Source organism: Caldimonas brevitalea, assembly GCF_001017435.1.
Classification (GTDB): Bacteria; Pseudomonadota; Gammaproteobacteria; order Burkholderiales; family Burkholderiaceae_C; genus Caldimonas; species Caldimonas brevitalea.
Genome location: NZ_CP011371.1, coordinates 4313384 through 4339006, shown reverse-complemented (window position 1 = coordinate 4339006; position 25623 = coordinate 4313384). Strand labels below are relative to the sequence as shown.

The window sequence follows — 25623 nt, the reverse complement described above, 5'->3', positions numbered from 1 at the left end:
AGAAAGAGACTTCATGGACGTATCACGCATCCGGGCACTGCGAGGCCCCAACCTCTGGAGTCGCCGTGTGGCGATCGAAGCGGTCGTGACCTGCAGCGAAGCCGAGTGCGCGCTGGATCGCTTGCCCGGGTTCGAGGTGCGGCTGCGGGCGCGCTTCCCCGAGATCGGCGAGCTGCAGCCCAGCGGCCGGCGCCATCCCCCGGTGACGATGGCCGAAGCGTTGGAACTCGCGGCGCTGCGCCTGCAGGCCCAGGCCGGCTGCGCGGTGAGCTTCAGTCGCACGGTGCGCACGCCCGAGCCGGGCGTGTTCCAGGTGGTGGTCGAATACACCGAAGAGGCGGTGGGCCGGCTCGCCTTCGAACTGGCGCAATCGCTGTGTCAGGCCGCGCTCGACGACACGCCGTTCGACCTCGCCGCTGCGCTCGCGCAACTGCGCGAGCTGGACGAGGACGAGCGCCTGGGCCCGAGCACCGGCTCGATCGTGCAGGCGGCCGTGGCGCGCGGCATTCCCTATCGCCGTCTGACGCGTGGCAGCCTGGTGCAGTTCGGCTGGGGCAGCCGGCAGCGCCGCATCCAGGCGGCCGAGATGGACCGCACCAGCGCGATTGCCGAATCGATCGCGCAAGACAAGGAACTGACCAAGAAGCTGCTGCTGGCCGCCGGTGTGCCGGTGCCGCTCGGCCGGCCGGTCAGCGATGCCGAAGACGCCTGGGCCGCGGCGTGCGAGGTCGGCCTGCCGGTGGTGGTGAAGCCGCGTGACGGCAACCAGGGCAAGGGTGTCACGGTCAACATCGTGACACGCGATCACTTGCTGCTCGCCTATGCGGCGGCGCACGAGATCAGCTCCGACGTGATGGTCGAGCGTTTTATCCCCGGCCACGACTTCCGACTGCTGGTGGTGGGCGACAAGCTGGTGGCCGCGGCACGCCGCGACCCGCCGCATGTGATCGGCGACGGGCGCCACACCATCCGTCAGCTGGTCGACCAGGTCAACCAGGACCCGCGCCGCGGTGACGGCCATGCGACCTCGCTGACGCGCATGCGTCTGGACGACATCGCGCTGGCCCGTTTGGCGGTGCAGGGCTACACGCCCGACAGCGTGCCGGCCAAGGGCAAGCGAGTCGTGTTGCGCAACAACGCCAACCTGAGCACCGGTGGCACGGCCACCGACGTCACCGACGACGTACACCCCGAAGTCGCCGAGCGCGCCATCGCCGCGGCGCAGATGATCGGGCTCGACATCTGCGGCGTGGACGTGGTGTGCGAGACGGTGCACAAGCCGCTCGAAGAGCAGCAGGGCGGTGTCGTCGAAGTCAACGCGGCGCCGGGCCTGCGCATGCATTTGAGCCCGTCCTACGGCAAGGGCCGCGGTGTCGGCGAGGCCATCGTCGCCGACATGTTCGAGCCGGGCGACGACGGCCGCATCCCGGTCGTCGCGGTGACCGGCACCAATGGCAAGACCACGACGGTGCGTCTGGCGGCCCATCTGCTGGGCTGTTCGGGCAAGCGCGTAGGCATGACCAACACCGACGGTGTCTACATCGCCGGCCAGCGCATCGACACCGGCGACTGCAGCGGCCCGCGCAGCGCCCGCAACGTGCTGATGCACCCCGACGTCGACGCCGCCGTGTTCGAGACCGCACGCGGCGGCATCCTGCGCGAAGGCCTGGCCTTCGACCGCTGCCAGGTCGCCGTGGTCACCAACATCGGCCAGGGCGACCACCTGGGCCTGAACTACATCACCACGGTGGAAGACCTGGCGGTGCTCAAGCGGGTGGTGGTGCAGAACGTCGCGCCCGACGGCATGGCCGTGCTCAACGCAGCCGACCCCATCGTGGCCGAAATGGCACATGGCTGCCCGGGTCGGGTGACTTTCTTCGCGGCCGACCGCCATGTGCCGGTGATGGCCGCTCATCGTGCGCAAGGCGGCCGGGTGGTGTATGTCGAAGGCGGCGCGATCGTCGCCGCCGAAGGCCGGCGCCAGCACCGCATTCCGCTGTCGCAGGTGCCGTTGACGCGCGGCGGCAGCATCGGCTTCCAGGTCGAGAATGCGATGGCGGCGGTGGCGGCCGCCTGGGCGCTGGACCTCGATTGGGACACCATCGCACGTGGCCTGCGCAGCTTCGTCAACGACGCCGACAACGCACCCGGGCGCTTCAACGTGTTCGACTACGGTGGCGCGACGCTGATCGCCGACTACGGCCACAACCCCGATGCGATCGCGGCGCTGAGCAAGGCCGTCGAGAGCATGCCGGCACGCCGCCGCTCGGTGGTGATCAGCGGTGCCGGCGACCGGCGCGACGAGGACATCCGCCAGCAAACCGAGATCCTCGGCGACGCCTTCGACGAGGTGGTGCTGTACCAGGACCAATGCCAACGCGGGCGCGCCGACGGCGAAGTGCTGGCGCTGCTGCGTGAGGGACTGGCCAAGGCGCGGCGCACCCGTCACGTGGTCGAGATCCGCGGTGAGTTCGCCGCCATCGACGCCGCGCTGGCACGGCTCGCGCCCGGCGACCTCTGTCTGATCCTGATCGACCAGATCGACGAGGCGCTGGCGCACATTGCACAGCGCTGCCGCGAGCAGGCGGTGGCCATGCCGTCGGCGTCCGCCTGCGAAGCGGCCTGACCCGGGGTGCCTCGGCCGGCCTTCGGGCCGGCTTTTTTTTCATCTGTGCGCCGCCTGGACATCCAAGGGCGGGCGGGTCCACCACGGCGTCCGCGCTCCGCTACCATTTCGCCGTCAAAACTCTTCTGGTCGGAAAGGAATCGGATCATGGCGATGGACGTGGTGGACTTCGAAATCAAGGGCTCCGAGATGCAGTTCGTCGAGATCGAACTCGATCCCGGCGAAGCGGCAGTGGGGGAGGCGGGCAGCCTCATGTTCATGGACGCCGGCATCAGCATGGACACGGTGTTCGGCGACGGCTCGCAGCAGCAGGGCGGCTTCTTCGGCAAGCTGCTGGGCGCCGGCAAGCGGCTGATCACCGGGGAGTCGCTGTTCACGACGGTCTACACCAACCAGGTGCAGGGCAAGCAGCGGGTCGCCTTCGCCGCGCCCTATCCGGGCAAGATCATGCCGATGGATCTGCGCCAGCTCGGCGGCACCTTGCTGTGCCAGAAGGACTCGTTCCTGTGCGCGGCGCGTGGCGTGTCGCTGGGCATCGCCTTCCAACAAAAGCTGTCGGTCGGGTTCTTCGGCGGTGAAGGCTTCATCATGCAGAAGCTCGAAGGTGACGGCCTGGCGTTCGTGCATGCCGGCGGCACCGTGGTGCGGCGCGAGCTGCAGCCTGGGCAGACGTTGATGGTCGACACCGGCTGCCTGGTCGCGCTGACCCCCAGTGTGAACTTCGAGATCCAGTACGTCGGCAAGATCAAGACGGCGTTGTTCGGCGGCGAGGGCCTGTTCTTCGCCAAGGTCAGCGGCCCCGGCACGGTCTGGTTGCAGTCGCTGCCGTTCTCGCGTCTCGCCTCGCGCGTGTTTGCCGCGGCACCGCAGAACATGGGCGGCGGCGGCCGTGAAGAAGGCTCGCTGCTCGGCGGCCTCGGCGTGGGCGGTCTGCTCGGCGGCGTGTTGGGCGGCGGTGACGACGACTGATGTTGCGGCGGCGGGCGCCGGCGCCCGCCGTCAACCCGCCGCCGCGGCAGGGCGGCGGCTGTGCAGCCAGCCTTCGGCCGAGTAGACGGCCAGCGCGGCCCAGATCGTCGCATAGCCCGCCGCCGTGGCGGGCGCAAAAGGCTCGCGGTAGAGCCAGACCCCCAGCAGCAGTTGCAGCGTGGGGCCGATGTACTGCAGCAGCCCCAGCGTGGCCAGCGTGATGCGGCGTGCTCCGGCGGCAAACAGCAGCAAGGGCACGGCGGTCACCGGGCCCGCCAGGACCAGCAGTGCCTGCAGGCCCGGCGTCGCACCGGCGAAGCTGCCTTGGCCGTTCGAGACCCACCAGGCCATCGCCAGCAGCGCGAGGGGAAACAGCAGCAGCGTCTCGAGCGCGAGGCCTTCGAGCGGCCCGAGCACCGCCACCTTGCGCAGCAGCCCATAGGTGGCGAACGTGCCGGCCAGGATCAGCCCGATCCAGGGCAGCGTGCCGGCTTGCCAGGTCAACCAGGCGACGCCCGAGGCGGCCAGCAGCACGGCGGCCCACTGCCCGCGCCGCAGCCGTTCGTGTAGCACGGCGTAGCCCATCAACACGTTGACCAGCGGCGTGATGAAGTAGCCGAGGCTGGCGTCGACCACTCGGTCGTGCTGCACCGCCCAGATGTAGACGAACCAGTTGCCCGACAACAGCAAGCCGCTGAGTGCAAACGCCCCGACCAGGCGTGGTTGTCGGGCCGCCTGGCTCAGCCATCCCCATTGCCGGCGGACGGTCAGCACGCCGAGCACAAAGGCGAGCGACCAGATGATGCGGTGCGCCACCACCTCGCCGGAGGCCACCCCCTGGAGCGACTTGAAGTAAAGCGGGAACAGGCCCCAGAGCGTGTAGGCGAGGGCGGCGTAGGTGATGCCGGGGGTCATCGACTGGGGCTGCGATTTAGGTGCGTGGAGGTGTGTGGGCGGGGTGGTGGCTATTGTGGCAGTGGCAGTGGCAGCGGCCGTGCCGGCCCGGCATGCCGACTGCTAGGCTGACAACGGGCGGGACAGATGTCCAACTCGAGGAAGGCAGGCTGTATGGATGCCACCGATGTGAAGTTCGGGTTGCCGGCGCTGGAGCGCGACGGGCAACGCTGGACGACCGTGCGGGGCGATCTGCGGTTCAGCACGCATTTCCAGCCCATCTACAGCCTGTCGCACCGTCGGGCGGTCGGCCACGAGGCCTTGCTACGCGCCCAGGACGGGGCGGGGAACCCGGTGTCGCCGTTGCAGGTGCTGGCCTCGGCCGCGGCGCTCGGTGAGTTGCTGGAGGTCGACCGCGTGTGCCGGTGGTTGCATGCGAACAACTTCGCCAGCCAACGACGGGGCGACCACTGGTTGTTCGTCAACGTGCACCCGGCGGTGTTCGCACGGGGGCCGCAGCGCGGCACGCGTGCCTTCTTCAATCATTTGTCGGAAGAAACAGGCCTGAAGCCCAGCGACATCGTGCTGGAGGTCACCGAAGAGGCCATCGGCGAAGACGAACGTTTCGGCCAGGCGGTGGCGCTCGCGCGTGAACTCGGGTGTTTGCTGGCGTTGGATGACTTTGGCGCGGGCCATTCCAACTTCGACCGCGTCTGGAACATCCGGCCCGAGATCGTCAAGCTCGATCGCAGTGTGGTGCGGCGGGCGGCGCAGGAGCCGCGCGTGGCGCGCGTGGTCGCACAGATGGTCTCGCTGCTGCATGAATGCGGCGCGCTGGTGGTGTGTGAAGGCATCGAAACCCTGGACGAGGGCTACCTCGCGCTCGAGTCGGACGTCGATTTCGTCCAGGGGTATCTGTTCGGCCGGCCTGCGCCCGACCTGTGCGACATCGAGGGCCCGCTCGACCCGCTCGAGGCCGTATGGCAGCGTTTCGACGAGCAGCATGTGCGGGCCGAGCGTTGCTATCAGGAGCGCTTGGCACCGTATCTGCACGCCTTGGGCAACGCGGCGGGATGGGTCGCCACTGGGCGTTCGGTCGAGGAGGCTTGCCGGCCCTTTCTCGCGTTGCCCGCCGCCGAGCTGTGCTACCTGCTCGACGAGCGCGGACTGCAAGTGGGACACAACGTGACCTCGGCCCGGTTCGAGGGGCAATTGGGTGCGCGATTCGCACCGTTGGCCGATGCTCGCCAGGCACGCTGGGCGAAGCGGCCTTACTTCCGCCGGGCGCTCGAGAATTTCGGCCGTGTGCAAGTGACGCGTCCTTACTTGACGGTGCACGGAGCCCGTCTTTGCGTCACGGCGTCGGTCAGCCTGCGCTGCCGAGGGCAGGTACTGGTGTTGGGGGGCGATATCTCGTGGGAGGGCGAGTGAGGCGGCGCCGCGCGGTGCTGACGCCGCAGGCCGGTGTACCGGCGCAGTGGCGCGGGGGAACGCGTGCGCACCAGGCGCGTGAGGGCGCGTCGAGCAGGGTCGAGCCGGCCCTCGGGGCATCGACACCAAAATCGATCGCCCATAAAAACAGGGCCTGGGTGCCGCGGAGCTTGCGCTCCTGGAACCCAGACCCCAAAGGAGGTCGGAACCTCTTGTTCAACCTTTCAACCGTGCCGTACCCCACTCGCCGCTGCGGGGCCCGGCACGCTCACACTAACTTAGAAGGAGTGGCGGACGCCGACCGCGAACTCGTTGATGTTCTCACCGGTCGCGCCAGTCGGAACGATGCCGCCGGGCACGCTGCTGTTGTAGCGAATCGTGCCGTCGTTCTTGAAGTGCGTCACTGCCGTGTACAGCGCGGTGCGCTTGGACAGGTCGTACTGGTACCCCACGCCGAAGGCCTGGCTGTCGTTGTCGCCCTGGTCCGGGTTGTTCGCGACGTATTGAGCGCGGAGAGTGCTCGGGCCGAACTTGAACTCGCCGCCGAGCCACCAGCCGTCGCCGTCGACATCGGTCGCGCCGCGGTCGTCCAGCTTCAGGTAGCCGCCCAGCAAGCGGAAGGCGCCGAAGCTGTAGGTGGCAGCCGCGGTGATGGTGCGGTGCTGGACGTCGGTGGCTTCGATACGGTCGTCCACGAACGACACGATGGCGTCGATCGGGCCGGCCGAGTAGCGAGCGTAGATGTCGGCCACGCGGGTGTCGGTTGCGCTGTCGGCAGCTTCGCCCATGCCCCACAACGCGCCGATCTTGAGGCCGCCCAGCGACGGCGTTTCGTACTTCACGGAGTTGTTGATGCGGATCGGACCGCCGAGGCCGGTGCCCGATACAGTGCCTGCAGTGGCGGCAGTACCGCCGGTGCCGCGCACCGGCTCATAACCGCCGAAGCCACCGATCACGCCCGTGCTCGGACCGTAGGAGCCGCTGGTGAAGGCGCTGAAGTCATTGGTAGCGGGATAGATGCTGCTGTACTGACGGCCCAGCGTCACCTGACCGAAGTTGCCGGCGAGACCGACGAAGGCCTGGCGGCCCCAGAACACCTCGGACTGGCCGACGCCGCCATTGTCGATGCTGAAACCGTGCTCAATCGTGAACACCGCGCGCAGACCACCACCGAGGTCTTCCACCCCGCGCAGACCCAGACGCGAGCCGTTCAGGCCGCCGGACTGCAGACGGGTGACGGAATCGTCGGCGTCGGTGTATTGCACGAAGGCATCGGCCACACCGTACAGCGTCACGCCAGAGGTCTGGGCGTTGGCGGAAGCGCCCGCCACAAAAGCCATCGCTGCCAATGCGACTTGTTTGATTGCCATGGAGTATCTCCTGTGGTTTATGGAAAGCGCCACACAGGGCGGCGAGAGAAAGTGCTGCGAAGGATAGGGTTGACCCTGATACGAGAGGACACTCCGAAACGCAATGCCGTATTGCGGGATCTGCAATGGTTGGGAAAGGTTCGGCAAAACAACCACTTGCGTGACGGTTATCGCGCGCCTTGCTGGCGCGACAGCGAGATGCGTCGCGTTTGTGCGACGTTGCCCCTGTGATCGACATGTCTGCGTCACATACGTCGGATCTGCTGTCGGTCGGGCGCTGTGAGCTGATCCGGCAGCGGGTTGCCGCGGCTGCCGCCACGCGCTGCGCTAAGCTTCGGCCTCGACATCCGAGCGAGACCCTCCGCATGCCTGCCTCGCCGTTGCCGCCGGCTCACGGGCCGGCTCAGGCCGCCGCGCCGACGCTCAGCCACCAGGACGCACTGCCGTCCGGGACCCGGCTGGGCGAGTTCCAGATCCTGAGGGTGCTGGGCATGGGCGGCTTCGCCATTGTCTATCTCGCCTTCGACGTGATCCTGGAACGCCAGGTGGCGATCAAGGAATATTTGCCCGCGTCGCTCGCCGCGCGCTCGAGCAACAAGCGTGTGGTGCTGCGCACACGCTCGCGCTCCCATGCGCAGACCTTTGCCACCGGTTTGCGATCCTTCGTCAACGAGGCCAAGCTGCTGGCGCGTTTCGACCATCCGTCGCTGGTGAAGGTCTACCGCTTCTGGGAAGCGAACAACACCGCCTACATGGTGATGCCCTACTACAAGGGCGTCACGCTTCAGGCGGCGTGCCGCGAGATGATCGGACCGCCGACGGAGGCCTGGCTGCGGGCGCTGTTGATGCCGCTGCTGGGCGCCCTGGAGGAGATGCACGCGCATTCCTGCTATCACCGTGACATCGCCCCCGACAACATCCTGCTGCTCGAAAACGGTCAGCCTGTGCTGCTCGATTTCGGCGCCGCGCGCCGGGTCATCGCCGACCGCACGCAGAACCTCACGGCGATCCTGAAGCCCTCGTTCGCGCCGATCGAGCAATACGCCGACGCGAGCCACCTGAAGCAGGGGCCGTGGACCGACTTGTACGCGCTGGCGGCGGTGGTGCATTACTGCCTGAGCCACGAGGCGCCGATGCCGTCGGTGGCGCGTGCCTTGCAAGATCAACTGAAGCCGGCGCGCGAGGTGGCGCGTCACCTGTCGAGCGCCTATCCCCATCGTCGCTACGGCGATACGCTGCTGAAGACCATCGACTGGGCGATGGCGGTGCGTCCTCAGGACCGGCCTCAGAGCGTGGCGGAGTTCCGTGCTGCGCTCGACGGGCGGGTGGCCGCCGCCGCGCCGGCTCGCGCTCCGCGTGCCCCCGCACGCATCAAACCGCAGACGCCGACCAACGACGCTTTCGGCCCCACCGTGCCGCAGGCGCCCCGGCCGCGTCGTCCCAAGCGTCCGGTCACCCGGCCGCCGGGACGGATCGCGACCCGCCCGCCGCTCCGGCCCCGGCGCTCGCCCCGGCTCACGGCGGCGGTCGCCTTCGGTGCCGCTGCCTTGCTGCTCATCGGCGCCTGGTGGTGGGGCGGGGAGCGCGACGACTCCGCGCACACCGGCTCGTCGCGCGCCCCAGCCGTACAACCTGCCGGGTCCGAGCCACCGCCGGTCGACCCGGGGCTGGTGGGGCCGCACGAAGCGGCCGCGGCGTTGTCGCGCACCGCCCATCGGCCGGCAAGCGAAGACGCTGCATGCTCCGCTCGGGGGCCACAGGAGCAGCGCGTCGGTGCTGCTCGAGACGGCTCAGGTGCGGGCTCGATCACGTCGACCGCCCCTTGCCGGCAGCCCGCAGGATCTTGGCGGCGGTCGCCGCGCGGGGCGCTCTGAGTGGAGCGTCGTGACCAACCCGACGCGTCGCGTGGCGAACTGCACGTGGCCGACGAACTCGCGCGGCGCATGCAGGCGCGCATGTTCTGGCTCGCGGCGACGCTCACGCTCGTCGCCAGCCTGCTGTTCCTGTCGTTCTTCCTGATCAAGGGCCCAGCGCGGCTGGCGTGGATGGACGCCGCGACGCTCCTCGTCGTCGGCGCACTGGCGTGGCATGTCCGCGTCTCCAACCGTCCCGACCAGGGCATGGCCGGCATCGCCTTGACCCTGTGCGTGGCGCTGTCGCACAAGATGTGGCTCCAGGGGGGACTGTCCGCGCCCACCTTGTGGTGGATGATCGTGCTGCCCTGGTTGTGGATGCTGGCCGGCTCGATCCGCGGCGGGCTGTTGCTCGGGGCGCTGGTGGGAGGCGTGTTCGTGTTCATGTGGGGCGCCGAGCGCAACGGCTGGCTGCCGCCGCCTCTGCTCAGCTCGGCGCCGCGACTGCACCACCTGGTCTCGATGGGGGGCTCGCTGCTGCTCTATGGCGTGTTCGTCGGCTTTTCCCTCAAGCTGCGCAGCGATCTGCAGCGCGAGCTGCGACACACGTTGTCGGAGCTGCAGCGGTCGCGCGACGAAGCCTGGTGGGCATCGCAGGTGAAGGCCAATTTCCTGTCCAACATCAGCCACGAACTGCGCACACCGATCAACGGCATCCTGGGCGCTACCGAGCTGCTGCGTGGCACCCGGCTCGACGCGCGGCAACAGCAGCTGGTGTCGATGCAGCGCCAGAGCCTCGATTCGCTGATGGCGCTGGTCAACGACGTGCTCGACTACACCCGCCTCGAGGGCGGCGGGCTGCAACTCGAGCCAGTGCCGATCAGCCCGCGCGCGCTGGTGTTCGACGCGCTCGATCTGTTTGCCGGCGCCGCACACGAGAAGGGGCTGGAGCTGACCTGCAGCGCGATGCCCGAGGTCCCCGTCACGGTGCTGGGCGACCCGACGCGCTTGCGCCAGGTCCTCGGCCACCTGATTTCCAACGCCGTCAAGTTCACGCCTTACGGCGGCGTGCACGTGCACCTTGCGGTGGACGGGTCCCATGGGCCACGGGGGCCGGGCGAGGTGATGCGTTTGCGCATCGAGGTGCGAGACACCGGGATCGGCATCGACCCGGCCCAATTGCCCCGGCTGTTCGGCGCCTTCGCGCAGGCCGATGCCTCGGGCTCACGCCGGGTCGGCGGGGCCGGCCTCGGCCTTGCGCTGTGCCGCGAGCTGGCCGAGCTGATGGGGGGCGAGATCCAGGCTGAGAGCGCCCCGGGGCAGGGCTCGTGCTTCACGCTGTCGGTGCCTTTGCAGGTCAGCGGCGAACCGGCGGAGCCGGCCTTGCCGCCGCTGGCACCGACCCGGCTGCTGCTGGTGGCCAACCAGCACCGTTTGGTCCAGCACGTCGAATCGCTGTTGCGGGGCAGTGCCGTGGCGGTCGAGCTGAAGGCGCTGCCGCCGACCGCGGCCGAGTTGCAAAGCGCCCGCGACCTCGGCATCGGCGCGGTGCTGCTGGACGAGCGGCTGCTCGGCTCGTGCGGGCGCGAGCGGCTCGAGCAGATGGTGAGCGAGGCCGGGCTGCCGGTGCTGCTGATGCAGGCGCTGTCGCGCGACAGCACACATGTCGCGCTCGACGGCGTGTTCGTGCTCAGCAAGCCGGTGCGCCCACGCGCGCTGTACGAAGGGGTGCAGTGGGCTGCTCATCTGCGTCGTAACGCCGGTCCCGAGGCGCCTGCGCCCGCGCGGGCGGCGACCGCCATCCTGCTGACCGGGCGGGTGCTGCTGGTCGAGGACAACCCGGTCAACCAGGTGATGACGCAAGCCATGCTGGAGCGGCTGGGGCTGCAGGTGGTGATTGCCGGCGACGGACAGGAAGCCCTGCGGCGCTACGCCGAGCAGAGCTTCGATGTGGTGCTGATGGACGTGCAGATGCCGGGCATGGACGGACTCGAGGCAACCCAGCGGCTGCGCCAGGCCGAGGCGCAGCGGAAAGCGGTGCGCACGCCGATCGTCGCGGTCTCCGGCAACCCTGAACCCGACATCCGCGAACGCGGTCGGGCCGCCGGCATGGACGACTTCCTGGGCAAACCGTTCACATTGGAACAACTCGAGCATGTACTGCTGCGCTGGCACACCGGGCGGCCCGCCGCGCCGGCAGCCGCGACCGAGACGGAGCCGCCGAACCCGACGGGCCCGCCGGCCCCTGCTGTCGCGCGGGTGACACCCGGCTAGCGTTTGCCCCGTGTTCTCGGTCGCGGGCCGGGCTTAAGGTCGATCCTCACGGCAAGAAAGGAAAAGACCTTGGAAGCAGCAGCCCCCACCCCCGACCGTCCGCACATCAAGTTCTGGCCCAAGCGCCTGCCGCGCGAACTGGTGGTGCCCGAGACGTCGCTGTGGTTCAACCTCGAGGTGTCGGCCCGCCGCTACCCCCGCAAGCCGGCGGCGTTGTTCTTCGGTCGCGAGCTGACGTTTCTCGAACTGCACCGCCAGGCCGAGGCGTTGGCGGGCTGGTTGCAGCAGCGCGGGGTCCGGCGGGGTGACCGGGTGCTGGTCTACCTGCAGAACTGTCCACAGTACATGGTGGCGTTCTACGCGGTGTTGCGCGCCGACGCGGTGGTGGTGCCGGTGAACCCGATGAACCGTGCCGAAGAGTTCAAGCACTACATCAGCGACCCGGAGGCCAAGGTCGCGATCTGCAGCGCAGATCTTGCCGCCCACGTGGAGGCGGCCAACGCCGAACTGCCGGAATCCCAGCGCCTTGAGCACCTCGTCGTGACCCGCTACGCCGACGCGATGCCGGAGCAGTTCGACACGCCGGCGGAGGCGCCGCCCGCTGCGATGGAAGCATGGCTGCGGTCTGACCCGCCGTTGCCGGCCTGGGCGACGCGCTGGGCCGATGCGCTGGCCGAGCGGCGGGTGCCCGGGCCCGCGACGGCACAAGCCGACGACCTGGCCGTGATGCCCTACACCTCGGGCACCACCGGCTTGCCCAAGGGCTGCATGCACACCCACCGCACCATCATGCACAACACCATCGGCGGGGGCCAGTGGGGGCATGGCAGCGCCGAGACGGTGACCTTGGGGGTGGTGCCGATGTTCCACATCACCGGCATGCAGTACTGCCTGCTCAGCCCGATCTACAGCGGCGCCACGGTGGTCATCATGCCGCGCTGGGACCGCGAGCTGGCGGGGCAGTGGATCTCTCGCTACAAGGTCACGCACTGGACCTGCATCCCGACGATGATCATCGACTTGCTCGGCAGCCCCAACATGGCCCGGTTCGACCTCAGCAGCCTGCGCTATCTGAGCGGCGGCGGTGCGGCGATGCCGCAGGCGGTCGCCGAGCGGCTGCACCAGCAATACGGCCTGCTGTTCGCCGAAGGTTACGGCCTGACCGAGACGGCCGCGCCTTCGCACGCCAACCCGCCGGAGCGCCCCAAGCTGCAATGCCTGGGCATGCCGATCTTCGGCGTCGACGCGCGTGTGGTGGACCCGGTCACGCTGGAAGAACTGCCGCCCGGCGAGGTGGGCGAGATCCTGATCCACGGCCCGATGGTGTTCAAAGGCTATTGGCGCCAGCCTGAGGCCACCCAGGCGGCGTTCGTCGACATCGACGGCAAGCGGTTCTTCCGCTCGGGCGACCTGGGGCGCATGGACGAAGACGGCTATTTCTTCCTCACCGACCGCCTCAAGCGCATGATCAACGCGAGCGGCTTCAAGGTCTGGCCGGCCGAGGTCGAGGCCCTGCTGTACCAGCACCCCGACGTGCAGGAGGCCTGCATCATCGCCTCGCGCGATGCCTATCGGGGCGAGAGCGTGAAGGCGGTCATCGTGCTGAAGCAGCACGCCAAGGGCAAGACCAGCGAAGAGCAGATCGTGGCCTGGGCGCGCGAGAACATGGCGGCCTACAAATACCCGCGCTCGGTCGAGTTCGTCGACGCCTTGCCCAAGTCGGGCTCCGGCAAGGTGATGTGGCGGCTGCTGCAGGACCAGGAAAACCAGCGGGTGGCGGCCGCCGCCTGACGCCGGCTGGCGCGCCGCTTCAGAAACGCGAGCCGGGTTGGCGCAGGAATGCCAGCTCGGCCTCGCTGGACGCACGGCCCAGTACCTCGTTGCGGTGTGGGAAGCGGCCGAAGCGCAGCACCACCTCGCGGTGTCGGTGCGCGTAGTCGAGCGCGTCGGGGGGCAGCCCGGCCGTTTCGGCCAGCGCGCTGAACAGCCGCACGCTTTCGTCCTGGGCCTCGAGGTCCTCGGCATGCTCGAAGGGCATGTAGGCGAACCAGCGCTGCAACGGCGGCAGGCCCAGGTGGTCACCCGTGCGCACCAGCCGGCGCGCCAGCGCCAGGGCCTGGGCGTCGCCGGCGAAGGCGCGCGGCGTGTCGCGGTAGATGTTGCGGGTGAACTGGTCGAGCAACAGCAAACGGGCCAGCGTGCCCTCGGGCGTGGCTTCCCAGTCGCGCAGGCCGCCTGCCAGGGCCGCTTCGACGCGCGGGCCGAAGCGACGGGCGATCTCGGCGTCGACCGCGGCGTCCTTGCGAAACCACAGGCTGCGCGGCGCGCCGTGCTCGGGGCCGTCCGGCCGATCGAACCAGAAATCGAGCACCTCCTGCGCCTCTGCGCCGGGGCGCAGCACCAGCTCCAGGTAGCCGGTCGCCGCGTCCGGCTCACGGTGGTAGCGGTGTTCGGGCAGCACCAGCAGCAGCACCTCGACCGTCGTGCGCACCGTGCACCCGGCGCACAGATGCCCGCCGATCACCCGGCCCTGCGCATCGGCCAGCGTCAGATGCAGGTGGGCGCCTTGCGGCGACAGGGTGCCCGACAGGCCGAGCAGCTCGAAGGGGCCCGACAAGCCGGTGGGTGTCGCCGCCCCCGCGTAGCGCACCTGAGCCTCCGACAAGCTGCCCACCCCGCCGACCACCTGGGCGGCCGACAGGTCGTGATCGTGGGCGTGGCGTTCCAAAGCGGCGCGCAGGTCGGCACCGGGCGGCAGGCGCAAGGGCAGGGTGTACATCGGCGTGCTGGACGTGGGGAAGGGCAAAGGCGGCCCGATGGTACCGGGGCGCGGCGGCGTCCGAAGCCCTGACCGGCGAGGCCGGTCGAGCGTTCAATCCGCCAACAGCGGCTGCGTTTCGGGATGGCGCTGCACGTACTGCCGCACGTAAGAGCACAGCGGATTGATCTTGAGCCCATGCGCCTGCGCATGCGCGAATGCCTCGCGCACCAGCGCGGCCGCAATGCCGCGACCTTCCAAGGCCGCCGGCACCGCGGTGTGGGTCATGTGCATCACGCCTTCGCTCAAACGGTAGTCGGCGACGCTCAGCTTGCCGTCGACAGTGGCTTCAAAGCGTTGCGCTTCGGGACGATGTATCACTTGCACGGTCATGGATGTGTCGTGTAGAAGTGGGACCACGAACCCCTGACACCCGAAGGGGAGGCGCCGAACCACATCACAGCGGGCCCGAGCGTGCGCTGGCGCGGGGCGACAGGGCAGAAGGGCCATCATGGCATGCCAAGCCTGACATGCCGACAGGGAGGATTTATGACGACTGAAAACCCCAGCATGCTGTCCCACGTGTCGATCGGCACCAACCAGTTCGGGCGCGCGGTGCAGTTTTACGAGCACGTGCTCGCCACGCTCGGCTGCCGCAAGCTGATGGAGTTCCCCGAGGCGGTGGCCTTTGGCCGCCTGTACCCCGAGTTCTGGGTTCAGCAGCCGATCGACGGGCACCCGGCGGCCACCGCCAACGGCGTGCATTTCGGTTTCGTCGCCGACAGCCGCGAACAGGTGCGCGCCTTTCACGAGGCCGCGCTGGCCCAGGGCGGGCGCGATGACGGCGGGCCGGGGCCGCGGCCCGACTACGGTGCAGCGTATTACGGCTGTTTCATCCGCGATCTCGACGGTCACAAGATCGAAGCCACCTTCTGGGACGAGAGCCTGGACGGCGCCGGTCACGGCGCAGCGCACGACCACGCGCACGGCGCTGGCTGAACCGCGCCGGTTCTCTTCCACAACGGAACGTTGCGGCCTTGACTGCCTCCAACTCCCACGGCGCGCCGAGTGTGGGCAGCCGCGGGCCGTCGTCTGGCCTGCAAGCGGCCCCTCCCGCCCGGCCTGCACCGCTCGACGCTGCGAGGCGTGTTGATGGAGGCATTGATGAGAGAGGTCACGACATCCCCGAGCGCGCGGCGCGGAGCGCCTTTGCCGCTGCGCACCTTGCTCTACCGCTACTGGTTTTTCGCCTGGTTGTTTCGCGACGTCGGCCGCGGCAACGTCTTCGAACGGGCTGCCGCCTGGCGCCACAACCAGGAACAGGCGCGCTGGTTGCCGACCTACATGAAGCGCTGGCTGGTGGTCGGCCTGGGCGCCTTCATGGCCGGCGCGCTGGTGGAGCAATCGGCCGGGGGCGGCTGGCTCGCCAGCCTGTTTTTCGTGCCGTCGGCGATCTCGCTGCCGGTCAATGCCATGCTGGGCGCCGCCTGGCTCGGCCTCAAACTGCTGCCAGCACCTCTGTGAGCGGCGCGGCAACCGCCTGGACGGAAGGCAGCGACCGCGCACCCCTGTCGGCGCACCCCGGCGTCGAGCTGACGCCGGTTCCAAATCCCGCTTTTGGGCGGGTCGCGCTCGACCCCCTGCGAACCCGATGGTGGCGACATGCCGTCACCGCGGTGAGCCTGGTGTGCAGCGGGCTGGTGGCGGCCCAACCAGAGGCTGCTGCGCGCGAAGTGCCCGCGACCCCGGCGGTGGCCGCGGCCCCGGTTTCGACGTCGCCCTGGGCGGACAGTTTTGCCGCCTTCGAGCAGGCCGACAAAACCACCCCTCCGCCGCCGGGTGGCGTGGTGTTCGTCGGCAGTTCGTCGATCCGGCTGTGGAGCGACCTCGAGCAGCAGTTCGAACTGCCGCCGGTGGTGTTGAAGCGCGGCTTTGGCGGCTCGACCTTGCGCGACTGCGCCGAGCATGCCGACCGGCTGGTGACACGCTACCGGCCGCGTCTGGTGGTGGTTTACGCGGGCGACAACGACCTGGCACAAGGCCGCACGCCGGATGAAGTGCTCGACAGCTTCGCCGAGTTCGTGCGCAGCGTGCGTCGAGAACTGCCGGCCGTGCGCATTGCCTATGTCTCGATCAAGCCCAGCCCGTCGCGGCGCGGCCTGATGCCGCTGGCGCGGCAGACCAACGAGATGATCGAACGCTACACCGGCAGCGTGCCAGGGCTGGCCTACATCGACGTCTACACGCCGATGCTCGGCGCCGACGGTGAACCGCGGGAGGAGCTGTTCGGCCCCGACGCGCTGCACCTGAACCAGGACGGCTACGGCCTGTGGAAGCGCATCATCGAGGCGCACCTGCGCTGACGCGCAGCGCCGCCGCCGCTGGCCGGGGCCCAAGGCGGGCGCCCGACGACGGCGGGCGCCCGGCCCAGCGAGCCGTGCACCACAGCACGGTGAAACAGCCGCCCAGCAGGGCCAGGTCGATCCAGATCGAATGCCGCTGCGGGTTGCCGCCGAACAGCGTCAACGCCAGCAGCACCACCAGCAGGTGCACGCAGAACACGCTCAGCGAGGCCCGCCCCAGGGTTTCGAAATAGGCCAGCCGGGGGCGTTGGCCGCGCACCAGTGCGGGGCCAAAGTGCAGCACCACCACCAGCAGCGCGAACAGGTTGAGCACGCGCAGCGGCCCGAGATGCCATTTGTCGAACAGCGCGTTGAGCGACATGTCGGTGCCGAACGGGTCGTGGCCGACGAGGTGTCGCCAGACCAGACAAACCACCGCAATGCCGAGCGCCGCATGGACCATCCAGGTCGGGAACGCACCGACCGGCCGTTCCCCGTTCGCCTGTGCGCTGCCCAGCCACAGGCCCAGCACCCAGAGGAACTGCCACCCCAGCACGACGAACGAGCCGGTCTCCTCGCGTGCCAGCGTAAGACCGGTGGCGCCAGCGGCGGCGTCATAGAGCCGGGCGCCCACGTCGAACTGCGCCAGCCCCCAGACCAGAACGCTGGCGCCCAACACCCACCCCCAGCCGTGCCGTTGGCCCTGCTGCACCAGCAGCGGGCTCAACAGCATGAAGATCACGTACATCGGCAGGATGTCCAGCAGGGCCGGTTGCCACAACAGCGCGGCGGCGCTGGCGGTGGCGGCCCACGGGTGGCTGGTGAAATAGGCGGTCAATTGGGTCAGGTCGGCCTGCCCGCGCGCGGCGGCCCAGGGCGCGTAGACCAGCAACAGCGCCAAGAGCAGCCCCAGGTGGCATGCGTAGATGAGCCGGGCGCGCTGCCAATAGGCCTGCCGCATGGCCTGCCAGCCGCCTTGTCGTGCGCGGCGGGTGTAGACGGCGCCCGCCATGAAGCCCGACAGCAGCACAAAACCCTCGGCCGCCGACACGAAGCCGAAGGTGTGACCGAGCGGATAGGAAAACCGTGTCGGCAGATGGGTGAGCGTCATCAGGACCAGCATCAGCCCGCGCAACGCATCCAGTTCCCACCGTCGTGACATGCTCGCCGCTCCCGCTGTCCCGGCGGAAAGCGCCGGGGTACGGGAGTAGAGCGGCAGCAGCTGTGCCCGAAACAGGGTCTCTGACACCCCACTTCCTGCCCGTCTGACAAGGCTGCACCGTCACGGTGCGCCGGTTCGGAAGCTGAGATGCGCGGGGGCCCAGCGGTCAGCGCTTCGGACGCGGGCGGTCGCTGTCCTGCCGGTGCCCGCCCTGGCCCCGCTCGTCGCGGCGCCCGCCGCCCGGGCCTTCGTTGCGGCGCGGACCCGGGCCGGGCCCGCGGTCATGCCGCGGCGGACCGAAGCGCACACCGCCTTCGCGCAGCAGGCGCTCGAGTTGCACCGGGTGCATGCGCTTTTCGTTGGCGTAGTCGGCGACGTTTTTGCCGCTGGCCTGGAAACCTTTGACCAGTTCCGACACGTATTGCTGGCGCTCGTCGCGTTCGCGCCGTGCCACCTCCAGCAACTCGTCGAGCTGCGCCGCGTCGACACCCTTGAGCACGCAGAAGTTCTCGCGCGTCAACGTCGTGGTTTCGTAGTCTTTCAACACCGAGGCGCGGAAGTTGCGCTGTGCCTGTTCCTGGGCGCGCTTGGCGTCGCCCTGGGAGCGGCGCTGGCTCAGGGTTTCCTGCGCCAGCTTGCGGTGTTCTTCGCTCAGTTCGGCGACCGCCTCGCCGTCGAGGTCGTAGCGGTGGGTGCCTGCGGCCACGGCGCGCAAATAGCCGTCGCTCATCGTGTAGCGGCGCAAAAAGGCCGACAGCACCTGTTTCGGGAACACGCCGGGCGTGCGCTCCTGGATATCCACTTGCACTCGCAGTTTCAGCGGCTTGGGTTTGCCCCCGAAAAGGGCTGGGAAGCGCTCCCGCAGCAGCGCCGCGCAGGCGGAGACGGTCATGGCCTCGTCGGAGGGGGCGGCAGGCTTGTCTTGCGGGTTCATCCGGTGTGTCTGGTTTCTGTTGCGGTGCGTATTGTGAAGCCCCTGAGCGTCCCGCGCACACGCGGAGCCCGGGGATTGCCAGGGGGCACTACTGTCAGCGGCGCCCACCGGTGTGTCCGCCCTGCCGGCTGGCGCGTGCGTCAGGCGGTGCTGAAACGTCGTGCCGCGTCGAGACCCAGTCCCGTGGCGACGCTCGCAAAACCGTCGCCGCGCACGGCCCGCGCTGCCGGGAAAGCGGCGGCCAGCCGGTCGGTCAGCAAGCGCAAGCCGGTCGAGCCGCCCGTGAAATAAAGGGCGTCGATGCGCTCGGACGGCACGCCGGCGGCACGCACCGTCTCGTGCGCGGTGGCCACGATACGCTGCAGGTCGTCGGCGATGGCCCGCTCGGCCTGCAGTTCGTCGACGTCCATGGCCAGCCCCAATTCCACCATGTCGAGCTGCACCCGGTGCGCTCCGCCGGCGGCCACGGCGATCTTGGCCGCCTCGGCGCGCGCGGCCAGTTCGTGGCCGAGCCGCTCACGCACGACGTGCATCAGCCGGCGGTGAAACAGCGGCACGCCGTAGAAGCCGGCCATCGATTGCAGTTCGGCGATGCGCGCCGGCTGGTAGACGGTGTTGATCAAATGCCAGGTGGCGAGGTCGAAGTACACCGCGCTCGGCACTTCGCGTCCCGGCTGGCCGCCGGCCGCCTTGCCGCGCGAGCCGTAGCCCAGGGCCGGCAGCAGGCTGGCCAACTCGACGCGCCGGTCGAAGTCGGTGCCGGCCACGTGCACGCCGTGGTTGGCGAGGATGTCGTCCTTGCGCTCGATGCGCCGGGCGCGCTCCGGCCCCACGCGCACCACCGAAAAGTCGGAGGTGCCACCGCCGATGTCGGCCACCAGCACCAGTTCCTCGTGTTGCGTCTGCTGTTCGTAGTCGAAGGCGGCCGCGATCGGCTCGTACTGGAAACTGATGTCCTGGAAGCCCACCGCGCGTGCGGCCGCTTCGAGCGCCGCTTGCGCCTGGGCATCGCGTTGCGCGTCGTCGTCGACGAAAAACACCGGGCGGCCCAGCACGGCGCGCCGCAGTGTCGTGCCGGCTTCGGCTTCCGCCTTGGCTTTCAAATGCTGCAGGTAGCCGGTGATGACGTCCAGGTATTTCACCGCGCGGCCACCGCCGACGTCGGTGGTCTGGTCGACCAGACTGGAGCCGAGCACCGACTTCATCGAGCGCATCAGCCGGCCTTCGTAGCCGTCGACATAGGCCGCGACTGCGGCGCGGCCGAAGGCGCGCGGTGGCGCGGGCACGTCGGGTGGCGCGTCGTCGGCGTCGGCGAAATAGAACACGGCCGTGGGCATGGTCCGATGCTCTCCCTCGACGGCGACCAGCCGGTGGCCGGCCGTGTCGGCTGCGATGGCGATCGCCGAGTTGGACGTGCCGAAGTCGATGGCGCAGTAGTCGGGTGAGGGCATGGCAGGGAGGGCGTCGCCGGCGGGCGCAGGCGGACGCTGTAGAGCAGAAGGAGGGGGGGCGGATTCTAGGGCCATCGGGAACGGGGGCGCACCGGTGGTGGAGAACGTCCTTGGAGCACGTCAGGAAAGTCAGCTGTTGACTGTTGTTTTTGGATTGTTTCTTGTCGTTCCTTCGCGCTGCCGTCGCCCGTGAGTGGACACGAAGGGGGAGTCCTGCTGTACAGCGGGCGTGTCGCCATCACCGGCGTGCTGCCCGCAAAGTGCTTAGGCACCATATTCGGTCAACCCCCTGTGCCTATTTCTTTTTGTCTAAGACGGATTTTCCGGTGTTCAATATCCGAAACTCGGGGGAGAGGACCACGGTTGCCAGACTTGCCATGGAACACTCTTTAGGGGACGCTTCGCTGATGGTCAGCACCTCATACGATTGCCCCTCCTTGGTCTTTACCACAAACTGCTGGATCTGCCGGTAAATGCTTTCTGGCGGATAGCCGGGGCTCGTGTATTCCCCGATCTTCTTTGATTCTAGAAGCTTCGTCTTTAAAAAGTACGGGGTGTCGCCCTCGCGATAAATGGAGGCAACATCACGAATGAGACCTGCCTCAACCATTTGATCGAGTGCGATCTGCGTGGCCCACCTCTTGGGTCCATAGCAAGGGGGAATCTTCTCTGCTGGCTCGGCAAGTGCATTCTGAAGCAGGCCAAAACCTGCCAAGGCGAGGGCGAGCGCGGCTGTCGATTTGCCCATCACCAAACCACCTCAAGGTCTCTATCGCCTGAGGCGACAATCATGTCGCGGACGGGGCGGCCCACGATGATGCAGCCGTGCGACACGTTCCCGGGATCACCAACGCTGTCGCCGTGAATTCGGAAAGCTGTCCGTCCATATGTGTACGTTCCCGGCGCGGGGTTCAGGATGATCGTGACCGGCCCTTTGCTATTGCTAGTGCCGTCGATCCGCCACCTTCCACGAGGAATGGGCCCCCAATCCTGAATGTGTTCAGAGGTCGGCTTATTCTTGTGGAGACCGCGGCCAGCGTATACACCAGGGCCAGACGCGATAAGTTGGTTGTCCCGATACAGCTTTCTCGCTGTCACCTCATATTGCCAGACCATCAGACATTCCTTCCTGTTTGGTTATGGACGTGCCGCTTCCTGTCCCCGAAAAAGCATTACCCGAGCGGGAATGTAGCGCGCGGGGGAGTAACTGCGTGTAGTTATCGCCACCCGGTTGGGGGGCGCCGCCTTCGTCCCTGTCAACAACGACCGGCAACAAGTCCAGTGCAGCGACGCAGCGTTGCGTGCCCGCCCCGCAGAGACATCTCCTGACATCATTTCCGCGAGTGCCCGCGGCTGAATGCCATCCACTCAGGTCCAGTCACCCAACTAGCCGGCCGAGCCGACCGATTCAGTTGGCGCGGCCTGAGCAAGCACGAGTTCAAGCGCATGAACTCATGCTTAGGCTGGTCTTCGCGTCCTCCGTAGTCCGAACTCTATGGAAAACCCGCGGAAGTGTTGGCTGACACCGCTGGCTCAGCTACAGGGCATAGAACTGCACAAGGTTGAGCGCATGGTCCTGCGTCGGCATCGCCAAGGCGAGGCCAGCTGGGTGCGGCCAGCATGCGGTCGACCCGATGCTGCCGCCATCAAGTACCTGAACCTTTAGGCGAGTTCCCGGCGCCCATCCTGCACCCGAACGGTACCGCGCGCCTGCACATGCTCGGCGCGCGCTGCGCTCGGCGGCTGCCCGATGATGCGCTTGAAGGCGCGGCTGAACGACGCTTCCGAGTCATAGCCGAGCCTGTTGGCGACCGCGGCGATGCGCATGCCGTCCTGCGTGATCCAGCGCCGCGCCTGGAACATCTTGACCTTCGCCACGTATTTCGCCGGGCTCTCGCCGACGGTGCGCGTGAAGGCCTCCGCAAAGCTCGAGCGCGACGCGCTCATCAGCTCGGCCAGCATCGGGACGGTCCAGTCCCGTTCGGGCTCCGCGTGGATGGCGGCGAGCACCTTTCCGACCTTCGGGCAGCGCAGGGCCGCGATCCAGCCGGTCGAGTCGCTGCAGCCGCACTCCACCCACGCGCGGATGATGCTGGCCGCGAGGACGTCCGCCAGCCGTGCGAGGATCCCGCAGGCACCGAGGCGGTCGAGCGCGACTTCGCGCTCCATCGCCTCCAGCAGGGCTGGCACGGTGGGATCGCGCTGCGCCAGGTCACCTGCTCGCATCACCTCCGGCATCATCGCCATCAGAGGATGCAGCGGGTCCAGGTTGAAACGCAGAGAGCCGCAGAACAACACGTCGGGCGGCGCTGTATCGCGTGCTTTGTCGGCTGAGTCACCGGCCGGGGCATCGCCCTGTACCAGGTAGATGTTGTCCGATAGCGAGACGTGAGCGAGCGAGTGGATGTCCACGGCCGGCACGTCGGGCGCACTCGCGAGCACGTGGAAGCTGCCGCGCGGCAGCAGCACCGCGTCACCTGCATTCAGACGCACCCAGTCCGCCGCCTGCGTGCGCAGCCAGCCGCCCCCGCGCGCGACGAAGTGGAAACGCGCCGAACGCTGTGCCGGAAAGGCAACGGCCCACGGTGGGCGCAGCAGGCAGCGGCCGTACTCCACGCCTTCGAGACGCAGGCCCAGCAAGATCCTGGTGAGTGTGTCCCGCGCCCCGGGCGGATCGGAGGTGTCGAGGCGCGAAGGCTTGGACAAACGGTCAAGCATTCTGGCTTTTCCGGCATGGAAACGCCGAGATCTTATCCCTAAGCTGCGGACTCGTCCCACCACCACGCTACATCCAACGTGTCCTCCGCTTCCTGCCCCGATGCCCTCGACATGGGTGCCGCTGCTCTGTCCGGCGCGCCTTGCACCCCCCTCGCACATGCCCCTACGCCCGCACGCTGGCCTGCCGTGGCCTCGCTGGCGTTGGGCGTGTTCGCGCTCGTGACGGCCGAGTTTCTGCCCGCCAGTCTGCTCACCGCGATGGCCACCGACCTCGACGTCTCCGCCGGCGCCGCGGGCCAGGCCGTGACCGTGACGGCGCTGGTCGCCGCGGTCGCCGCGCCGTCCATTCCGCTGCTCACCCGCCGCTACGACCGCAAGGCGGTCTCGCTCGCCCTCACCGTGCTGCTGGTGCTCTCGAACGCGCTGGCGGCCATCGCGGGCAGCCTCCCTGTGCTGCTCTTGGCGCGCGTGATGCTGGGCATTGCGCTGGGGGGCTTCTGGTCCATGGCGGCCGCGCTCACGATGCGCCTGGTGCCGGAGGGGCTCTTCGCGCGCGCGATGTCTGTCATTCTCACGGGTGTCTCCGTCGCTACCGTCTGTGCTGCCCCCGTCGGCGCCTGGATGGGCGAACTGTGGGGCTGGCGCAGCGCCTTCGTCGCCGCCGGCGCGGTCAGCGTGCTCACGCTCGCCGCACAACTCTTCACGCTGCCGGCGCTGCCGCCGCGCGACAACCCGGACCTGCGGGTGCTGGCCGAGCTGATCGCGCGGCCTGGCGTGCGCGTCGCGCTGCTAGCGGTGCTGCTCGTCATCTCGGGCCACTTCGCGGGCTTCACCTACATCCGCCCCCTGATGGAAGACGTCACGCGGCTGTCTGTCGGCGCCATCTCGGCCATCCTGCTTGGCTACGGCATCGGCGGCTTCTTCGGCAACTTCGCCGGCGGCATGATCGCCGAACGCAGTGAGCGTCTTGCCATCGTCTTCGGTGGTGTGCTGATTGTCGGGCTCGCGGCGAGCTTGTTGCTGGCGGGCAGCTCTGCCGTCGTCACGGCCGTCGCCGTCACCCTGTGGGGCTTCGCCTTCGGCGCCTTCCCGGTCGGGTTCCAGACCTGGATCATCCGCGTCGCGCCAGACCAGGCCGAAGGCGCGGGCGGCTTGCTGGTCGCGGCATTCCAGATTGCCATTGCGAGTGGTGCCATCGGCGGGGGTTTGCTGGTCGACCACATCGGGGCGCTCGGCGGGCCTGCCTTTGCCGTCGTTGCGTTGGCGCTGGGCACGCTGCTCACCTTGCGTTATGGTCCGCGCCCGGAGCACCGGGCTCTCTGAAGACGCGACGCGTTCAAAGAGTGGGTGCGGCTTCGGCTTGAAGCGTTCGAGTCGTTGCCTGAGGCGTGAGCGCCTGCGAAAGACGCTTGCCGTGACGGTCGCTCAGGCCGCAGCCAGCACGAGCCGCCAGGGTGACCGAACGGGCAAAGGCAGCGACGGGTTCAGATGAACCGCTGCCATTTGCCGGGATGACGTGAGCGATCGCCTGCCGCTCATCCGGTGCTGGGGCCTCTGCGTGAGACGCCCCGGCCCGGAACATGATGCACCCGGGGCCAAAGCCACCGGGCGCCAATGCTCACCGCCTTACTTCGCCGCCGCCAGGTCGCGCAGCTTGATCTGCTTGACCTTGCCGCCTTCGACCGTGCCCACCCAGGTGTTGGCCATCGTGCCGCCCTTTTCGTCGACGCCGTCGTAGTCGTTCGGGTTGTACTTCGCCGGCAGCGTCTTGAAGGCTTCGTTCATCTTGGCGCGGATGGCCGCGGGGTCGCTCACCGAGCCGGCCAGCTTCATCGCCAGCGCGGTGGCGTGCACCGCCGAGTAGTTCAGCGAGACTTCGCTGCTCGGGTCACGGCCCGGGTTGGCCTGGCGGAAGCGCTGCACGAAGGCCTTGGCGTCGGCACGCTCGTCGTCCACCAGCGGCAGCACGCCGATCGAGCCTTCCAGCGGGCCGTAGCCGCCGATCACCTTGGCCATCTCGTCCATCTTGGCCTGGTCGATGATCACGAAGCCGCCCTTGAAGCCCAGCTCACGCGCCTGCTTGACCACCAGGCCCGACGGCTCCGAGGCGCCACCGATGAACATCACTTCCGGCTTGGCCGCCATCACGCGGCTCACACCGCTGTAGAAGTCGGTCGACTTGTTGTAGGACATCGGGTTGTCGGCCACCACCTTGCCGCCCGCTGCTTCCCAGGCCGGCTTGAAGGCCGCAGTCCAGGCCTTGGCGTAGTCGTGGTCGGCATTGGCGATCGCCACGCTCTTGCCGAACTTGCTCATCGCATGCTTGACGAAGGGCTCGACATAGCCGGTGAACTCCGGCGGAATGCGGATGGTCAGCTTGTTGCCGCGGGCGGTGATCTGCGGCACGCTGGTGTACGACAGCAGGATGAAGTTGGAGCGCTCGTTGAAGGCCTGCACCGCGAAGCTGCCGCCCGAATGGGGCACCAGGATGGCCGGGGTCTTGTGCTCCTGCACCAGGCGCTGCGCGTTGATGGCGCTTTCGCTCGGGTTGTACTTGTCGTCGAGTGCGACGATCTCGAGCTTGTACTTCTTGCCGCCGATCTCGAGGCCGGCAGCATTGATCTCGCTGACCGCCATCTGCATGCCGGACAGCACGTTCTTGCCGTACAGCGCGGCGCCACCGCTCAAGGGGCCGGAGTAGCCGATCTTGACCACCTCCTGGGCAAGGGCCGAGCCGGCGGACAGGGCGAAGCCGAGGGTGAGGGCGGCGCTGAGGCGGGCCAGGGGGAAGCGGAAGGTCATGGTCATGTCTCCTTGGTTTATGTAGATCGAAGATGCAAA

General features: G+C 68.4%; 21 protein-coding genes and 1 pseudogene. 10 read left to right on the top strand and 12 right to left on the bottom strand.

Translation table 11 applies throughout. From position 1 onward, the window contains the following. The first annotated feature begins 13 nt into the window (after positions 1 to 13). On the top strand, positions 14 to 2626 hold the full coding sequence (cphA, locus tag AAW51_RS18095) for a cyanophycin synthetase (protein WP_047195713.1): 2613 nt from the start codon (positions 14 to 16) through the stop codon (positions 2624 to 2626). Between the two features lie 147 nt (positions 2627 to 2773). Then, positions 2774 to 3595 carry a TIGR00266 family protein gene (locus AAW51_RS18090; protein WP_047195712.1) on the top strand — a complete coding sequence of 274 codons (822 nt, stop codon included), beginning with the start codon at positions 2774 to 2776 and terminating at the stop codon, positions 3593 to 3595. 30 nt (positions 3596 to 3625) lie between these two features. Here AAW51_RS18090 and rarD read toward each other — a convergent pair whose 3' ends face one another. Continuing rightward, complete coding sequence (gene rarD, locus AAW51_RS18085) at positions 3626 to 4510, bottom strand: EamA family transporter RarD (protein WP_047195711.1); 885 nt, start codon at positions 4508 to 4510, stop codon at positions 3626 to 3628. A 153-nt stretch (positions 4511 to 4663) separates the two neighbouring features. Between rarD and AAW51_RS18080 the strand changes: the two genes are divergently transcribed. Then, positions 4664 to 5920 carry an EAL domain-containing protein gene (locus AAW51_RS18080; RefSeq protein WP_238947627.1) on the top strand — a complete coding sequence of 419 codons (1257 nt, stop codon included), beginning with the start codon at positions 4664 to 4666 and terminating at the stop codon, positions 5918 to 5920. Positions 5921 to 6198: 278 nt separating this feature from the next. Here AAW51_RS18080 and AAW51_RS28335 read toward each other — a convergent pair whose 3' ends face one another. Continuing rightward, positions 6199 to 7290, bottom strand: coding sequence for a porin (locus AAW51_RS28335; protein WP_053013714.1), 1092 nt, complete (start codon positions 7288 to 7290; stop codon positions 6199 to 6201). Positions 7291 to 7655: 365 nt separating this feature from the next. Here AAW51_RS28335 and AAW51_RS28330 point away from each other — a divergent pair, with 365 nt between their 5' ends. The 3 genes from AAW51_RS28330 to AAW51_RS18060 all read left to right on the top strand — a co-directional run bounded on the left by AAW51_RS28330 (position 7656) and on the right by AAW51_RS18060 (position 13208). Next, positions 7656 to 9164: a serine/threonine protein kinase gene (locus AAW51_RS28330; protein ID WP_053013712.1), complete on the top strand. Its 1509-nt coding sequence runs from the start codon at positions 7656 to 7658 to the stop codon at positions 9162 to 9164. Beyond that, positions 9165 to 11417, top strand: coding sequence for an ATP-binding protein (locus AAW51_RS18065; RefSeq protein WP_053013710.1), 2253 nt, complete (start codon positions 9165 to 9167; stop codon positions 11415 to 11417). A 69-nt stretch (positions 11418 to 11486) separates the two neighbouring features. Beyond that, positions 11487 to 13208, top strand: a complete 1722-nt coding sequence (locus tag AAW51_RS18060) for a long-chain fatty acid--CoA ligase (RefSeq protein ID WP_047195710.1) — start codon at positions 11487 to 11489, stop codon at positions 13206 to 13208. Between the two features lie 19 nt (positions 13209 to 13227). Here AAW51_RS18060 and AAW51_RS31380 read toward each other — a convergent pair whose 3' ends face one another. The 3 genes and pseudogenes from AAW51_RS31380 to AAW51_RS18050 all read right to left on the bottom strand — a co-directional run bounded on the left by AAW51_RS31380 (position 13228) and on the right by AAW51_RS18050 (position 14568). Then, positions 13228 to 13815: a DUF924 family protein gene (locus tag AAW51_RS31380; protein ID WP_053014028.1), complete on the bottom strand. Its 588-nt coding sequence runs from the start codon at positions 13813 to 13815 to the stop codon at positions 13228 to 13230. A gap of 117 nt (positions 13816 to 13932) precedes the next feature. Next, positions 13933 to 14196 (bottom strand): annotated as a pseudogene (locus AAW51_RS31375) (PPC domain-containing DNA-binding protein); the annotation flags it as partial. Positions 14197 to 14289: 93 nt separating this feature from the next. After that, a complete protein-coding gene (locus tag AAW51_RS18050; RefSeq protein ID WP_047195709.1) occupies positions 14290 to 14568 on the bottom strand; it encodes a GNAT family N-acetyltransferase in 279 nt (92 codons plus the stop codon). A gap of 156 nt (positions 14569 to 14724) precedes the next feature. Here AAW51_RS18050 and AAW51_RS18045 point away from each other — a divergent pair, with 156 nt between their 5' ends. From AAW51_RS18045 to AAW51_RS18035, 3 genes are all read left to right on the top strand, one after another. Beyond that, positions 14725 to 15174, top strand: a complete 450-nt coding sequence (locus AAW51_RS18045) for a VOC family protein (protein WP_047195708.1) — start codon at positions 14725 to 14727, stop codon at positions 15172 to 15174. A gap of 165 nt (positions 15175 to 15339) precedes the next feature. Then, positions 15340 to 15699, top strand: a complete 360-nt coding sequence (locus AAW51_RS18040; protein ID WP_047195707.1) for a hypothetical protein — start codon at positions 15340 to 15342, stop codon at positions 15697 to 15699. Further along, a complete protein-coding gene (locus tag AAW51_RS18035) occupies positions 15696 to 16538 on the top strand; it encodes an SGNH/GDSL hydrolase family protein (RefSeq protein ID WP_238947626.1) in 843 nt (280 codons plus the stop codon). The genes AAW51_RS18040 and AAW51_RS18035 overlap by 4 nt, the downstream gene beginning before the upstream one ends. Here AAW51_RS18035 and opgC read toward each other — a convergent pair. The 6 genes from opgC to AAW51_RS18010 form a co-directional block, all read right to left on the bottom strand. Next, positions 16516 to 17679 carry an OpgC domain-containing protein gene (gene opgC, locus AAW51_RS18030; protein ID WP_047195706.1) on the bottom strand — a complete coding sequence of 388 codons (1164 nt, stop codon included), beginning with the start codon at positions 17677 to 17679 and terminating at the stop codon, positions 16516 to 16518. The two genes, AAW51_RS18035 and opgC, sit on opposite strands and share 23 nt — an antisense overlap. 166 nt (positions 17680 to 17845) lie before the next feature. Then, positions 17846 to 18613 carry a ProQ/FINO family protein gene (locus AAW51_RS18025; protein ID WP_047195705.1) on the bottom strand — a complete coding sequence of 256 codons (768 nt, stop codon included), beginning with the start codon at positions 18611 to 18613 and terminating at the stop codon, positions 17846 to 17848. Between the two features lie 140 nt (positions 18614 to 18753). After that, positions 18754 to 20064 carry an Hsp70 family protein gene (locus AAW51_RS18020; RefSeq protein WP_047195704.1) on the bottom strand — a complete coding sequence of 437 codons (1311 nt, stop codon included), beginning with the start codon at positions 20062 to 20064 and terminating at the stop codon, positions 18754 to 18756. Positions 20065 to 20359: 295 nt separating this feature from the next. Next, positions 20360 to 20812 (bottom strand): hypothetical protein, encoded by a 453-nt coding sequence (locus AAW51_RS18015; protein ID WP_083438397.1) that lies wholly within the window; start codon positions 20810 to 20812, stop codon positions 20360 to 20362. Further along, a complete protein-coding gene (locus AAW51_RS31370; RefSeq protein ID WP_083438396.1) occupies positions 20812 to 21180 on the bottom strand; it encodes a tlde1 domain-containing protein in 369 nt (122 codons plus the stop codon). The genes AAW51_RS18015 and AAW51_RS31370 overlap by 1 nt, the downstream gene beginning before the upstream one ends. A 546-nt stretch (positions 21181 to 21726) precedes the next feature. After that, positions 21727 to 22782: an AraC family transcriptional regulator gene (locus AAW51_RS18010; protein ID WP_047195702.1), complete on the bottom strand. Its 1056-nt coding sequence runs from the start codon at positions 22780 to 22782 to the stop codon at positions 21727 to 21729. Between the two features lie 111 nt (positions 22783 to 22893). Between AAW51_RS18010 and AAW51_RS18005 the strand changes: the two genes are divergently transcribed. Then, on the top strand, positions 22894 to 24105 hold the full coding sequence (locus AAW51_RS18005) for an MFS transporter (RefSeq protein WP_047195701.1): 1212 nt from the start codon (positions 22894 to 22896) through the stop codon (positions 24103 to 24105). Positions 24106 to 24408: 303 nt separating this feature from the next. Here AAW51_RS18005 and AAW51_RS18000 read toward each other — a convergent pair whose 3' ends face one another. After that, positions 24409 to 25584, bottom strand: a complete 1176-nt coding sequence (locus tag AAW51_RS18000) for an ABC transporter substrate-binding protein (protein WP_047197996.1) — start codon at positions 25582 to 25584, stop codon at positions 24409 to 24411. Between the last annotated feature and the right edge of the window lie 39 nt (positions 25585 to 25623).

Excerpts from the sequence above, each read along its gene's own strand:
- AAW51_RS18010 (WP_047195702.1), bottom strand. The coding sequence starts at position 22,782 with ATGCTTGACCGTTTGTCCAAGCCTTCGCGCCTCGACACCTCCGATCCG.
- AAW51_RS18015 (WP_083438397.1), bottom strand. The coding sequence starts at position 20,812 with ATGGGCAAATCGACAGCCGCGCTCGCCCTCGCCTTGGCAGGTTTTGGC.
- AAW51_RS28330 (WP_053013712.1), top strand. The coding sequence starts at position 7,656 with ATGCCTGCCTCGCCGTTGCCGCCGGCTCACGGGCCGGCTCAGGCCGCC.
- opgC (WP_047195706.1), bottom strand. The coding sequence starts at position 17,679 with ATGTCACGACGGTGGGAACTGGATGCGTTGCGCGGGCTGATGCTGGTC.
- AAW51_RS18000 (WP_047197996.1), bottom strand. The coding sequence starts at position 25,584 with ATGACCTTCCGCTTCCCCCTGGCCCGCCTCAGCGCCGCCCTCACCCTC.
- AAW51_RS18050 (WP_047195709.1), bottom strand. The coding sequence starts at position 14,568 with ATGACCGTGCAAGTGATACATCGTCCCGAAGCGCAACGCTTTGAAGCC.
- cphA (WP_047195713.1), top strand. The coding sequence starts at position 14 with ATGGACGTATCACGCATCCGGGCACTGCGAGGCCCCAACCTCTGGAGT.
- AAW51_RS18045 (WP_047195708.1), top strand. The coding sequence starts at position 14,725 with ATGACGACTGAAAACCCCAGCATGCTGTCCCACGTGTCGATCGGCACC.
- AAW51_RS18020 (WP_047195704.1), bottom strand. The coding sequence starts at position 20,064 with ATGCCCTCACCCGACTACTGCGCCATCGACTTCGGCACGTCCAACTCG.
- AAW51_RS18005 (WP_047195701.1), top strand. The coding sequence starts at position 22,894 with ATGGGTGCCGCTGCTCTGTCCGGCGCGCCTTGCACCCCCCTCGCACAT.
- AAW51_RS31370 (WP_083438396.1), bottom strand. The coding sequence starts at position 21,180 with ATGGTCTGGCAATATGAGGTGACAGCGAGAAAGCTGTATCGGGACAAC.
- AAW51_RS28335 (WP_053013714.1), bottom strand. The coding sequence starts at position 7,290 with ATGGCAATCAAACAAGTCGCATTGGCAGCGATGGCTTTTGTGGCGGGC.
- AAW51_RS18040 (WP_047195707.1), top strand. The coding sequence starts at position 15,340 with ATGAGAGAGGTCACGACATCCCCGAGCGCGCGGCGCGGAGCGCCTTTG.
- AAW51_RS18025 (WP_047195705.1), bottom strand. The coding sequence starts at position 18,613 with ATGAACCCGCAAGACAAGCCTGCCGCCCCCTCCGACGAGGCCATGACC.
- AAW51_RS18080 (WP_238947627.1), top strand. The coding sequence starts at position 4,664 with ATGGATGCCACCGATGTGAAGTTCGGGTTGCCGGCGCTGGAGCGCGAC.
- AAW51_RS18090 (WP_047195712.1), top strand. The coding sequence starts at position 2,774 with ATGGCGATGGACGTGGTGGACTTCGAAATCAAGGGCTCCGAGATGCAG.
- rarD (WP_047195711.1), bottom strand. The coding sequence starts at position 4,510 with ATGACCCCCGGCATCACCTACGCCGCCCTCGCCTACACGCTCTGGGGC.